This is a genomic window from Ureibacillus thermophilus (assembly GCF_004331915.1).
GTDB lineage: Bacteria > Bacillota > Bacilli > Bacillales_A > Planococcaceae > Ureibacillus > Ureibacillus thermophilus.
The window spans coordinates 2,492,705-2,505,862 of the sequence record NZ_CP036528.1; the positions used below are offsets into that span (position 1 = coordinate 2,492,705).

Annotated in this window: 11 protein-coding genes, 1 riboswitch and 1 other annotated feature; of the genes, 4 read left to right on the forward strand and 7 right to left on the reverse strand. The window is 39.9% G+C overall.

Translation table 11 applies throughout. The features are described from left to right. Window positions 1–91 precede the first annotated feature (91 nt). On the reverse strand, window positions 92–2,506 hold the full coding sequence (gene leuS, locus DKZ56_RS12335) for a leucine--tRNA ligase (protein WP_208650270.1): 2,415 nt from the start codon (window positions 2,504–2,506) through the stop codon (window positions 92–94). Window positions 2,507–2,641: 135 nt separating this feature from the next. Continuing rightward, window positions 2,642–2,856 (reverse strand) — a binding site (T-box leader). Window positions 2,857–3,118: 262 nt separating this feature from the next. Here leuS and mnmL point away from each other — a divergent pair. Continuing rightward, window positions 3,119–4,075 (forward strand): tRNA modification radical SAM protein MnmL/YtqA, encoded by a 957-nt coding sequence (gene mnmL, locus DKZ56_RS12340; protein ID WP_208650271.1) that lies wholly within the window; start codon window positions 3,119–3,121, stop codon window positions 4,073–4,075. Then, the gene (mnmM, locus tag DKZ56_RS12345; protein WP_208652254.1) at window positions 4,072–4,647 is read left to right on the forward strand and encodes a tRNA 5-(aminomethyl)-2-thiouridylate-methyltransferase MnmM; all 576 of its coding nucleotides are present in this window, start codon (window positions 4,072–4,074) and stop codon (window positions 4,645–4,647) included. The genes mnmL and mnmM overlap by 4 nt, the downstream gene beginning before the upstream one ends. A gap of 19 nt (window positions 4,648–4,666) precedes the next feature. On the opposite strand, the gene DKZ56_RS12350 is transcribed toward mnmM, so the two are convergent. Both DKZ56_RS12350 and DKZ56_RS12355 read right to left on the reverse strand, forming a co-directional pair. Then, window positions 4,667–6,127 (reverse strand): alanine/glycine:cation symporter family protein, encoded by a 1,461-nt coding sequence (locus DKZ56_RS12350; RefSeq protein ID WP_208650272.1) that lies wholly within the window; start codon window positions 6,125–6,127, stop codon window positions 4,667–4,669. 141 nt (window positions 6,128–6,268) lie between these two features. Then, window positions 6,269–7,066 (reverse strand): alpha/beta hydrolase, encoded by a 798-nt coding sequence (locus DKZ56_RS12355; protein WP_208650273.1) that lies wholly within the window; start codon window positions 7,064–7,066, stop codon window positions 6,269–6,271. A 117-nt stretch (window positions 7,067–7,183) separates the two neighbouring features. On the opposite strand from DKZ56_RS12355, the gene DKZ56_RS12360 reads away from it, so the two are divergent. After that, the gene (locus DKZ56_RS12360) at window positions 7,184–7,696 is read left to right on the forward strand and encodes a gamma carbonic anhydrase (protein WP_208650274.1); all 513 of its coding nucleotides are present in this window, start codon (window positions 7,184–7,186) and stop codon (window positions 7,694–7,696) included. A gap of 330 nt (window positions 7,697–8,026) precedes the next feature. Here DKZ56_RS12360 and metK read toward each other — a convergent pair whose 3' ends face one another. After that, window positions 8,027–9,223: a methionine adenosyltransferase gene (metK, locus tag DKZ56_RS12365; protein WP_208650275.1), complete on the reverse strand. Its 1,197-nt coding sequence runs from the start codon at window positions 9,221–9,223 to the stop codon at window positions 8,027–8,029. A gap of 218 nt (window positions 9,224–9,441) precedes the next feature. After that, a riboswitch (SAM riboswitch) is annotated at window positions 9,442–9,556 on the reverse strand. 242 nt (window positions 9,557–9,798) lie between these two features. On the opposite strand from metK, the gene pckA reads away from it, so the two are divergent. Further along, window positions 9,799–11,385 carry a phosphoenolpyruvate carboxykinase (ATP) gene (pckA, locus tag DKZ56_RS12370; RefSeq protein ID WP_208650276.1) on the forward strand — a complete coding sequence of 529 codons (1,587 nt, stop codon included), beginning with the start codon at window positions 9,799–9,801 and terminating at the stop codon, window positions 11,383–11,385. 82 nt (window positions 11,386–11,467) lie between these two features. On the opposite strand, the gene DKZ56_RS12375 is transcribed toward pckA, so the two are convergent. The 3 genes from DKZ56_RS12375 to DKZ56_RS12385 are packed head-to-tail and all read right to left on the reverse strand — an operon-like array spanning window position 11,468 to window position 13,087. Continuing rightward, window positions 11,468–12,265, reverse strand: a complete 798-nt coding sequence (locus DKZ56_RS12375; protein WP_208650277.1) for an alpha/beta hydrolase family protein — start codon at window positions 12,263–12,265, stop codon at window positions 11,468–11,470. Next, window positions 12,243–12,716, reverse strand: a complete 474-nt coding sequence (locus DKZ56_RS12380; RefSeq protein WP_208650278.1) for an NUDIX domain-containing protein — start codon at window positions 12,714–12,716, stop codon at window positions 12,243–12,245. The genes DKZ56_RS12375 and DKZ56_RS12380 overlap by 23 nt, the downstream gene beginning before the upstream one ends. Before the next feature lie 50 nt (window positions 12,717–12,766). After that, window positions 12,767–13,087 carry a transposase gene (locus tag DKZ56_RS12385; RefSeq protein ID WP_208650279.1) on the reverse strand — a complete coding sequence of 107 codons (321 nt, stop codon included), beginning with the start codon at window positions 13,085–13,087 and terminating at the stop codon, window positions 12,767–12,769. Window positions 13,088–13,158: the final 71 nt, after the last annotated feature.

Consider the following 13,158-nt stretch of genomic DNA (forward strand, 5'->3'; position numbering starts at 1 on the left):
TTTTTTTATAATTCTATTAATTTAGTAAGAATTAACGAAAAATAAAACGTGACTCAAAAGGAATTTCCTTCTGAGCCACGCTATATACATTTTATTTCACCACCATATTAACTAGTTTTCCTGGAATGACAATAACTTTGACAATGTCTTTTCCTTCAATATGTTCTTTTACTCTTTCGTCTTCTTTTGCGATTTGTTCCAATTGTTCCTTCGTTGCATCTTTTGCCACTTTCACTTTGGAGCGGACTTTGCCGTTTACTTGAACAACGACTTCCACTTCATCATCCACAAGTTTTGATTCATCATATGTTGGCCAAGGTTCATATGTAATCGTACCCTCATGGCCTAAAATGGACCAAAGCTCTTCGCCGATATGCGGTGTAATTGGATAAAGCATTTTTACAAAGCCTTCTGCATATTGTTTTGGCACCACTTCGACTTTATAGCATTCGTTAATGAATACCATCAATTGAGAGATGGCTGTGTTGAAATGCAATTGATTGAAGTCTTCTGTTACTTTCTTCACAGTTTGATGGTACACTTTTTCCAATGTTTGATTGTCGGATTCTTGAATTTTATTGGAAAGTTTTCCGTCTTCTGCAACAAATAATCTCCATACGCGGTCCAAGAAGCGTCTTGCTCCATCAAGCCCTTTTGTGGACCATGCAACAGAAGCATCAAGAGGACCCATGAACATTTCATAAAGCCGCAATGTATCAGCACCATGGCTTCGTACAATATCGTCTGGATTTACAACATTTCCTCTTGATTTAGACATTTTTTCGTTATTTTCACCTAAGATCATTCCTTGATTGAACAATTTTTGGAATGGTTCTTTTGTAGGCACTACACCAAGGTCATATAAGAATTTATGCCAGAAGCGGGCATATAGCAAGTGAAGAACGGCATGTTCTGCCCCGCCGATGTAAATATCCACTGGCAGCCAACGTTTTAACAACTCTTCATCCGCGATTTTTTCTTTGTTGTGCGGATCGATATATCTTAAGAAATACCAGCTGGATCCTGCCCATTGAGGCATTGTGTTTGTCTCGCGGCGGCCGCGTTTTCCTGTTTTCGGATCAACTACATTCACCCATTCTTCTATGTTTGCAAGAGGAGATTCCCCAGTACCGCTTGGGCGAATGTCTTTTGCTTTTGGCAATCGTAATGGCAATTCTTCCTCTGGTACCGTCGTCATTGTGCCATCTTCCCAATGGATGATTGGAATTGGTTCTCCCCAGTAACGTTGACGGCTGAATAACCAGTCGCGGAGACGGTAAGTCACTTTTCTTTCGCCAACGCCTTTTTCTTCCAACCATTCGATGGCTTTTTTGATGGCGTCTTCTTTTCCTAAGCCGTTTAAGAAATCTGAATTGATATGTGGTCCATCACCAGTAAAGGCTTCTTGTTCAATGTTTCCGCCCTCAAGAACTGGGATGATTGGCAAGTTGAATTTTTTCGCAAATTCATAGTCTCGTTGGTCATGGGCAGGAACCGCCATAATGGCACCTGTTCCATATGATGCAAGCACATAGTCGGCAATCCAAATTGGAATGGCTTTACCGTTTACTGGGTTAATGGCATAAGCGCCGGTGAACACGCCAGTTTTTTCTTTCGCTAAATCTGTACGTTCCAAATCGGATTTTGTTTGCACTTGTTCAAGATAAGCTTCCACTTGTTCTCTTTGTTCAGGCGTTGTAATTTCTTTGACTAAATCATGCTCAGGCGCAAGAACGCAGTATGTCGCACCGAAAAGCGTATCCGGACGAGTTGTGAACACGCGGAATTTTTTATCTGTACCTTGCACAGTAAATGTAACTTCTGCACCTTCTGATCGGCCAATCCAATTCCGCTGCATTTCTTTGATGCTTTCAGGCCAATCAAGTTCGTCCAAATCTTTAAGCAATCGGTCAGCGTATGCAGTAATTTTTAACATCCATTGTTTCATAGGTTTACGGATGACCGGATGTCCGCCGCGTTCGGATTTACCGTCAATGACCTCTTCGTTTGCAAGCACTGTACCAAGAGCTGGACACCAGTTGACAGGCACTTCATCAATATATGCTAAGCCGTTTTTATATAATTGAATAAAAATCCATTGAGTCCATTTGTAATATTCCGGATCTGTTGTATTAATTTCCCGATCCCAGTCGTAAGAAAAGCCGAGTTCTTGTATCTGTCTTTTAAATGTAGCAATATTTTTTGCCGTGAATTCAGCTGGGTCGTTTCCTGTATCTAAGGCATATTGTTCAGCAGGAAGGCCGAATGCATCCCATCCCATCGGATGAAGCACGTCATAGCCTTGCATGCGTTTAAAGCGGGATAATATATCCGTTGCCGTATAACCTTCGGGATGTCCTACGTGAAGACCTGCTCCAGATGGATAAGGGAACATATCCAATGCATAAAATTTTGGCTTTGAATCATCATTTAATGTTTTAAAGGTTTTATTTTTCGCCCAATATTCTTGCCATTTTTTCTCAATCTCTCGATGATTGTAATTCATGGGTACTTACTTCCTCCTTGATTTAATGATTGCAACATTTTTTGATATGAGTAATTCTTTATTACCAGATTATCCTAAAGGTGCCAGAATTAACGGAATATTTTTATCAATAAAAAAACTCGCCCCAACCGAAAGAGAAGGGACGAGAGTGTTGTACTCCCGCGGTACCACCCAAATTAGTGACACATGCACTCAGCTCAAACCCTTAACGCGGAGAACGGTTTTAGCTACTATATTCTTTCGCTAAAACAGACTCAAAGGCGAGTTCGATTCTTCCACTTGCTAGCTTGCACCAACCGCTAGCTCTCTGTAAAGCTTCAGAATCTACTATTCCTTCTCCTAGTCGTACGTATATTCAATATACATATTTTAAAGGAAATACAAAAAATATACAAGGCTCATTGTTTATAACAAAATTTACTAATAAATATTCTAGACCAATTTTTTCTTTATGGCTAGTTTTGTACTTGTTAATTTGAAAATTTTATGCACTTTCTTTTCTTGTAGATGAATCAGATTACATCAAGTATTTTCAATGATATAATGTGTAATGGTATTTCACGCAAGAACTTTCCACATTTAGAACGTGAATACCAGTAAGGAGTGAAATCATTGACAGAACAGCAATTTCCATTTCCATCAGATGGAAAACGTTATTATACATGGAATCGTTATTTGCGGGACCTATTTGGAGAAAAGGTATATAAAGTTGCGTTAGATGCAGGATTTGATTGTCCAAATCGGGACGGCACTGTAGCCTTTGGGGGATGCACTTTTTGCAGCGCAGCCGGCAGCGGAGATTTCGCCGGCAATCGGGTTGACCCGATTCCTGTCCAATTCGAAAAAATCAAAGCGAAAATGCAAAACAAATGGAAAGACGGCAAAACGATTGCGTATTTCCAAGCCTTTACCAACACTCATGCCCCCCTTCCTGTCATTAAAGAAAAATTTGAAGCTGCCTTAAATTGTGAAGGGGTCATCGGCCTTAGCATCGCAACACGGCCCGATTGCCTGCCTGATGATGTGGTCGAATATTTGGCAGAATTAAATGAACGAACTTTTTTATGGGTAGAGCTTGGCCTGCAAACGGTTCATGAAAGAACAGCCAACTTAATCAACAGAGCCCATGACTATCAAACATATGTAGAAGGAGTTGAGAAGCTCCGCAAACATAACATCCGCGTTTGCACGCATATCATTAACGGATTGCCGCTTGAAGATTACGATATGATGATGGAAACAGCTAGAGAAGTAGCAAAATTGGATGTGCAAGGCATTAAAATCCATCTATTGCATTTATTAAAAGGGACGCCGATGGTTAAGCAATATGAAAAAGGTATGCTGCGCTTCCTTGAGCAGGATGAATATATTCAACTGGTGGCGGACCAATTAGAGATTCTTCCGCCGAATATGGTAGTTCATCGCATTACCGGGGACGGCCCAATTGAATTGATGATCGGTCCGATGTGGAGCGTCAACAAATGGGAAGTGCTGAACGGCATTGATGCGGAATTGGAGAGAAGAAATTCTTGGCAAGGAAAATATTATAAAGCGGAAGTGAATCAATAATGCTTGAACGAGTGCTTCCTTATGCGAAAACATTGTTGTCCTCTTGCATTCAGGAAGGGGATGTTGCCGTTGATGCCACCGCAGGCAATGGCCATGACACTTTATTTCTCGCTCAACTTGTGGGAGAATCTGGCTTCGTTTATGCCTTTGACATCCAACAGCAAGCGGTCGATGCAACTATTGAACGTTTAAAAGAGCATGGGCTGGAAAACAGGGCCCGCGTCATTTTAGATGGCCATGAACATCTTTCTAAATATGTAGAAGATGAAGTGGCGGGAGCAGTTTTTAATTTAGGCTACTTACCTGGAGGAGACCACAGCATTATCACAAAAGGAGAAACAACGATTTCTGCCATCAAACAGCTGCTTTCAAAATTAAAAATTGGCGGAATCATCGTTTTAGTCATTTACCCTGGGCATGAAGGAGGAAAAGAGGAAAGGGATGCAGTTATTGAGTTTGTGAGCAAGCTTCCTCAAAAATGTGTCCACGTCCTCCGCTATGAATTTATTAATCAACAAAACAACCCGCCCTTTCTTATTGCTTTGGAGAAAATGAAAAAACTGCCGGACTAAAAATGCCGGCAGTTTTTTATTATTGATGATTTTGTTTATTGCGTTCCACCCAGAAATCTGCATTTTTTATTCCTAATTTAATAGGGTCAAATACCGGATCTTTCCCTGCTCTTCTTTGTTCCTCATAGTCTTTTAAGGCAATGAATGCTGGTTTGGCTAATATGATGATTCCAATAACATTCGTCCATACCATCAAGCCAAGTCCAATATCCCCTAAGAGCCATGCCAAATCGGATGTTCTGACAGCACCGTAGAAAGCTGACGCAAGCAGGGCAAATTTTAAAATCCAAGTGACAATGCCTTCTGTTTTTCCTGAGAAAAGATAAGCAACATTTGTCTCTGCAATATAATAGTAGGCCATTAATGTTGTAAAGGCAAAGAAGAACAAAGCAAGGGCAACAAAAGTTGAACCGAAATTATTTAAACCTGGGAATGCATTCGTTACTGCAAGCTGCGTAAATTCTGTATAATTGTGGCCAGGCACATGCTCAACAATCAATTCGCCATCTGCATTATTCACATTTGTATTATAAGTTCCCATAAACAAAATCATGAGAGCCGTTGCGGAACATACAAGCAATGTGTCAATATAGATTGAAGCCGCTTGAACTAACCCTTGTTTTGTTGGATGGGAAACTTCCGCCGCCGCTGCTGCATGCGGTCCTGTTCCTTGCCCAGCTTCGTTGGAATAAATGCCTCGTTTTACTCCCCAGCTAATAGCGGCACCAAGCATACCGCCAAATGTTGCGTCCAGATTAAATGCGCTTCGGAAAATTAATCCGAACACAGCAGGAACTTCTGTAATATTGATGATAATCACGATCAACGCTACCAACAAATATGCAAGCGCCATAAATGGAACAATAATTTGAGCCGCATTGGCGATTCGTTTTACCCCACCGATAATAATGAAGGCAAGCAAAATAATTGTAATTAAACCAGTAATCCAAGGTTGAATATTAAAGGCATTATCCATCGCACTAGCAATGGCATTGGATTGAACCCCTGGCATCAAAATAGCCATCGCTAAAATTGCCGCAATCGCAAAGACGATACCGAACCAGCGCTGCCCAGTCCCCTTTTCGATATAATACGCCGGTCCACCACGGTAAATTCCAGCTTTCTTTGTTTTATAAATTTGAGCTAAAGTAGATTCCACATAAGCTGTAGATGCTCCAATAAAAGCAATTAACCACATCCAAAACACAGCACCTGGACCACCGAAGGCAATAGCGCTTGCTGTACCGATAATATTCCCGGTACCGACGCGTCCTGAAAGTGCCACTGTTAATGCCTGGAAGGAAGAAATTCCGGCTTCTGATTTTTGCCCTTTGAACATTAAAATGAACATTTCTTTAATTTTTCGAATTTGCACAAATCGGGTCATAATGGAAAATACAAGTCCGACAAGCAAAATCCCGTAAATCATAATTGGACCCCAAAGGATATCATAAATCCAGTTTAGAACATTCTCGAACATACCCACACCCCTTTTTCATTGAATAATTATTTTAATATTATTTGAAATAATATATCAATATTACAAAAATTAATAATATCAATCAATATTTCTGATATCTTTTTTGAAATATTTTATAAGAATTAAGAAAAATCCAATAGTTCAAACAATATAACCAATTGATCGAAGCACATTATTGATAAAATCTCTCATATACAAAAAAACTTCTTCCCGCTCTACATCGTGGAAAATATTATGATAGCTATATGGCCAATCTTTATATTGAAATTCATTTGTTTTTTGCAATAGCAACCATTTTCTCGCCGCATCCGAATCTGCTATTTTATCTTGATTGGAAGTAATGAGCAAAATCGGCAATGTCAATGTCCTGTCCTGCTGGATGCTTAAATTTTTCATGAGTTGATGAATATCACGATACCAACGAACCGTAACATTGGAATGATAAGGCACATCATCCTCCATCTCTTTAAGCCCTTCTGGACTCCGAGACAGCATTCGTAGATTAAAATCTAATGATATTCTTTTATTGGATGCCAAATTCATACTGGCTAAAGCGCTTGCAAGCAAATTGGAATGTTTCTGCAATTGAAACCAAGGGGATGTTAATATGAGCCCCGCACATTCTAATTTTGTTTTTCGCAAAAATTGTATTGCCAAAGTTCCCCCTAAACCATGTCCAATCACAAATACTGGCAAATGGTACTGAAGAGCGCTTAGCATTAATTGTTTGATGAAAAGCAAATATTCTTCAATTAGTTCATCATGTACTCTTGTATATCTCGAGCCTTTTTCATGGCCTGGCAAATCCCCCATGACCACATGAAAGCCTTCTATTCTTAATTTTTCTATTAACCATGCATACCAACGATGATGTTCAAAAGCGCTATGGACGATGACTACAACAGCTTTTGGCTGTTCATCGGTTTCCCACTTCCACATAGTGTTCCTCCTATATCTAGCAAAACTTCTATAGATGCTGTAGTGTATTTTCAAAGATTTTCTGATTTGTTAGGATAAATATACATAAATAATACATTAGAAATGGGGAGCTTTGCGATGATTTATCCTTACCACGATAAAGAACCAAACATTCATCCATCTGTATTTATTGCAGACCATGTAACCATAACTGGAGATGTGACAATCGGCGAAGATACGACCGTCTGGTTTGGCACGGTCATCCGTGGAGACGTTGCACCAACAATCATTGGAAAACGCTGCAGCATTCAAGATTTAAGCTGCCTGCATCAAAGTCCAAATAACCCTCTCATTATTGAAGATGAAGTTATTGTTGGTCATCAAGTGACTTTACATAGCTGCATTATTCGCAAACGGGCTTTAATCGGTATGGGTGCGATTATTTTAGATGGTGCAGAAATTGGGGAAGGAGCCCTTGTTGCCGCTGGAAGCTTAGTCCCTCCCGGCAAAAAAATTCCGCCTCATTCCGTAGCAATGGGAAATCCTGCAAAAGTCGTCCGGAATGTGACGGAAGCGGAACGGAAAGATATGGACCGCATTATCAACGAATATGTTCAAAAAGGAAAATACTATCAATCTTTGAAAAAATAATAAAAGAGGCTGGGACATAACGAATAAAGTGAATGAACTGCAAAAAGATTTTTTGTAAAAAATTGATTGGAGTGGCGGGGCGAATTCCTGTCTCGCACGCTTAGTCGCAAAGGGGAGCAAGTTCAAGGAAGTAATTTCAAAGCTTTCCTGCGACGAGCCCTCTCGAGACCCTGAAGGAGCGAAGGAATGACTCAGAGGAGAGTCTAGCCGGGCATGCGGAAAGCGTCCCCGGAACGGAAATCAATTTTCTTCAATTATCAAAAAAACACCATTTTCTCCCGTGAGAAAATGGTGTTTTTTATCTTTTGTCCTAGCCTCTTCTTATTTATTTTATAGCCCCGCTTTTTGACGCAATTTTTCTGCCACGTCCGTTCTTTCCCATGGCAAATCGATGTCTGTGCGGCCAAAATGACCATAAGCAGCTGTTTGTTTATAAATTGGTCTACGCAAATCAAGCATTTTGATGATTCCGGCAGGACGCAAATCAAATAGCTCTTCCACCCATTCAACAAGCTGGCTTTCGCTCACTTTGCCTGTTCCAAAAGTGTCGATGGAAATAGACACTGGACGGGCAACGCCAATGGCATAAGCAATTTGAACTTCCACACGGTCAGCAAGCCCTGAAGCAACGATATTTTTCGCTACATAACGAGCGGCATAGGCAGCAGAGCGGTCCACTTTTGTTGGGTCTTTTCCAGAAAATGCTCCTCCTCCGTGGCGGGCATAGCCTCCGTAAGTATCAACAATAATTTTGCGGCCTGTTAATCCTGCATCTCCTTTTGGTCCACCGATGACGAAGCGGCCAGTTGGATTGATGAAGTATTTTGTATCTCCATCTAATAATTCAGAAGGAATAATGGCTTTAATAACTTTTTCCATAATATCTTCTTTAATTTGTTCTTGACTGACGCCTTCATCATGTTGTGTAGAGATGACAATCGTATCAATGCGGCGAGGAACGTTGTTTTCATCATATTCAACCGTTACTTGCGTTTTTCCGTCTGGACGCAAATAAGGAATTTCTTTTGATTTGCGGACTTCCGTTAATCTTCTAGCCAATTGATGGGCCAAACTAATAGGCAGCGGCATGAGTTCAGGCGTTTCATTGCACGCAAATCCAAAGATTAGCCCTTGGTCCCCAGCGCCAATTGCCTCTATTTCCTCATCTGTCATCAATCCTTCTCGGGCTTCTAATGCTCGGTCCACCCCTTCCGCAATATCAGGGGATTGTTCACCAATCGCTGTGAGCACCGCCAAGTTTTCCGCATCGAAGCCATATTTGCCTCGCGTATAGCCAATTTCTGCGACAGTATCACGAACGATGGTTTGGATATCTACATATGTTGTTGTTGTAATTTCTCCCGTTACAAGAACCAATCCTGTCGTCGCAATCGCTTCGCAAGCAACCCTTGCATTTGGATCTTCTGCGAGTATGGCATCTAATATGGCATCTGAAATTTGGTCGCAAACTTTATCCGGATGCCCTTCTGTTACGCTTTCTGATGTAAATAGTCGACGATTTGACATTCATTTTCCTCCTAAATTGTTGAGACAAAACTCTTATGATACGGTACTCATTATCCATGATCCTTTTTTGACTTTCGCCCGTAAGGAACATTACGAGGATAATGAAAGGTAAACTTGCTAATCTATTTTAGCTTGAATCATTTCATTTTAAAATTCGAATAAAAAAAGTTCCTATCCACATCTGTCATGAGGAAAGGAACTAAAATCTCTACCTTTCACTCTTATCGTTCAAGGTAATCCCTTGCATCAGGTTAGCACCACGCATTATTATATAGATAATGCAGGTTGCCGGGTTTCATAGGGCCTTAACCCTCCACCAGCTCTGGATAAGAGTATCCGTTCATCCAACATGTTACGTAATCTATACTATTATGTCAAATATTTTTTCTTTATTCACTTATAGTGCATATTTCTTCCATTTTCTTGCAATAATAGGCAAGAGATGTCAAAAAATTTCATAAATAAATTTTCGAATTAGTATAGATTATTCCATCTAATGTGTTATACTAATTTTTGTATTATATATAAATTAAAGCTAATTTCCCTAAAAATAAAAAAAGGATGGTATTTAATCGATGAATTCAGTAGAAGTTGCAAATGAACTGAAGGAATTATTAAAAGGTAAGAACATAAGCAACCAATTGTCTGTGCCTCAATTAATTGAAAAAGCAGTGATTCGCGGTGAAGCAAGACTCACTGTAGACGGCGCAATTGTTGCTGAGACTGGGAAATATACAGGCCGTTCCCCAAAAGATAAATTTATTGTGGAAGAAGAAAGCATAAAAGATAAAATCGATTGGGGTAATGTGAACCGCCCGATTTCTTCTGAAGTATTTGATAACTTGTATTTGAAAGTTTTGAATTACTTAAAAGAAAAAGATGAGCTATTCGTATTTAAAGGCTTTGCCGGAGCTGATAAAGAATCGCAATTGTCAATTCAGGTTGTCAATGAATACGCTTGGCATAATCTATTCTGCCATCAATTATTCATCCGTCCAACAAAAGAAGAATTAGCTTCTCATCAAGCTGAATTTACAATTGTATCTGCTCCTGGTTTTAAAGCTGACCCATCTGTTGATGGAACAAACTCAGAAGCATTTATCATCATTTCTTTTGAAAAGAAAATCATTCTAATCGGCGGTACAGAATATGCTGGCGAAATGAAAAAATCCATCTTCAGCATTATGAACTATCTATTGCCTGAAAAAGGAATTCTTTCTATGCACTGCTCTGCTAATGTTGGCGAAGATGGCGATGTAGCATTATTCTTCGGTTTATCCGGTACTGGTAAAACAACTCTTTCTGCAGACAGCGACCGTAAATTGATTGGTGATGATGAACACGGTTGGTCAGACAACGGTGTATTCAACATCGAAGGCGGATGCTATGCAAAAACTATTAATTTATCTGCTGAAAAAGAACCAGAAATTTACAATGCCATTCGATTTGGAACTGTATTGGAAAACGTTGTAATCAACCCAGATACGCGCGTTCCTGATTATGATGACAATACGTTAACTGAAAATACGCGAGCTGCTTATCCAATTCATTTTATTGATAATATTGCAATACCATCGATAGCTGGTCATCCAAAAACAATAATCTTCTTAACTGCAGATGCTTTTGGAGTGCTTCCTCCAATCAGCAAATTGACGAAAGAACAAGCAATGTACCATTTCTTAAGCGGATTTACTTCTAAATTAGCGGGTACAGAACGCGGTGTTACTTCACCAGAACCTGTATTCTCAACGTGCTTTGGTTCGCCTTTCCTTCCGCTTCCAGCAACAAGATATGCTGAAATGCTAGGCGAGAAAATCGACAAGCATGATGTGCAAGTATTCTTGGTGAACACTGGTTGGACTGGCGGCGAATACGGTGTTGGAAGCCGTATGAAACTTTCTTACACTCGTGCAATGGTACGCGCTGCTATTGAAGGCAAATTAAACGATGTGGAAACAAAACAAGATGCATTTTTCGGATTACACATCCCAACAAAAATTGACGGAGTGCCTAGTGAAGTGCTAGATCCACGCGATGCTTGGGAAGATAAAGAAGCATACGATGAAAAAGCCCGTTATTTGGCAAATCTTTTCAAAGAAAACTTCAAAAAGTTCGATAATGTTTCAGAAGAAATTTTGAAAAAAGGTGGACCATTGGTTTAATCTTTAATAAAAAAGGGGGCGTCTGAAAAGTGGACACCCCCTTTTTTTATCTCTTAAAAAGATTGAAAAGAGCTTCTGAAAGTCAAAAACTTTTTTCACTTCCCTTATCTTTCATCCACTTGCAAATAGATTGCACCGTTTCTCGATTAAGATTTGGCGGAAAATGATGGGCAAGCCCCGACATATACCATGTTTCCACTTCTTTTCCCGCCTCTTTCAACGCCTTTTCTAATCTTTTGGATTGTTCTATGCTTACATTTTGGTCTTCCGTTCCATGAATAATAAGAACCGGCGCTTGAATGCGTTCCACTTCATATATAGGGGAACGCTCTTCATAAATTTCAGGATATTTATTAGGCGAGCCGCCAATAAGCCGCTTTAATGTCCTCCTTAAGTCGACCCTTTCATAATATAGTTCAGTGAGATTGGATACGCCCGACCAAGTGACAACGGAGCGAATACTTTTGCTTAAAATGGCCGTCCATAATGCCATCATGCCGCCTCGGGAAAATCCAAAAAGATGAACTTTATCCACTTTCGCAAAAGTTTTTACAATTTCAATTCCATAAAGGGCATCCAAGCGGTCATCTCCCCCAAATTCATCCCGGCCTTCTCCGCCGCGGTTCCCACGGTAATATGGGGCAAAAACAACGAAGCCATTTAAGGCAAATTGAGCAATCCGGGCAGGTCTTACCATACCGACCGACTGCAATCCTCCCCGCAAATATAAAAGCCCTTCATAATGCCCTTCTTTAATGGGCTTTGCAAGCAATCCTTTTACTCGCAAACCATTCGACCAATAGATAATTTCTAAAAGTTCCACTTGAGGATTAGGGGAAGGATATTTTCGAATTGATTCAATGCTGCCATTTTCTTTCAAATTTCTTCACTTCCTGCATCATTATTTTCATTCCTTCATCCTTCATATAAAAACTGGCGCAAGGATGATTCACTGCTTCGTCCATCGTTAAAAACAGACGTCCAGTTGTTTCATATTGCCCCAAAAACGAATCGATTTTCTCCACTTTTGCTAAATACACAACTTTGCAAAAAGGTTTACGTGCATATACCATATAGTGGGCAAACAATTTTAAATCCTTTATATGTACAAAGGTTTCTTCATATACTTCCCGTTTTGCTGCTTCCTCGAGCGTTTCCCCAGGTTCTACCTTGCCTCCTGGAAACTCCACCCCTCGCTTTTCATTGAGGGCACAAAGCCATTTTCCGTCCTTTTGAACAAGCACTAAAACATGCTTTGGCTCCATTGGAAAGGGAGGACCGCCAAAACTTAATTCCACTTTATTGTTGTTTAAATCGTAAAATGTAAACATCCCTTCAACTCCTATACATACCTATAGTGTAGCGAAGGGATGCGGATTATTCAATTGCGGAAGTAGGGCAATTGTTCTACGAATTCTTTCACTTTTTCATCGCCAAACTCATGGATTAAAGCATAAATTTTTTTCAACCGCGTATCAATTTCATCATTTTCATCGTCTAAATGATATTGCAGATAAGGCAAGTGAGCCCTCACAAAATTATCAAACTCCAATGAGTTCAGCTGGTTAAACAGCTTTTGAAAAATAAAAGCTTTTTCCGGCTCCAATTCAATTCTAAATTCGCAAGGCTCCCCCGTTGGAATATAGTTGTATGATTGGTTGAAAACACTCACATAAAGCGTTGTCTTTTCGATAGAAATCACCCTCCTTTTACTTTCATTATGGAGTAAAAAGCCGCTACTATACGATGAAATTAAAAAACCTCAAAAGTTCT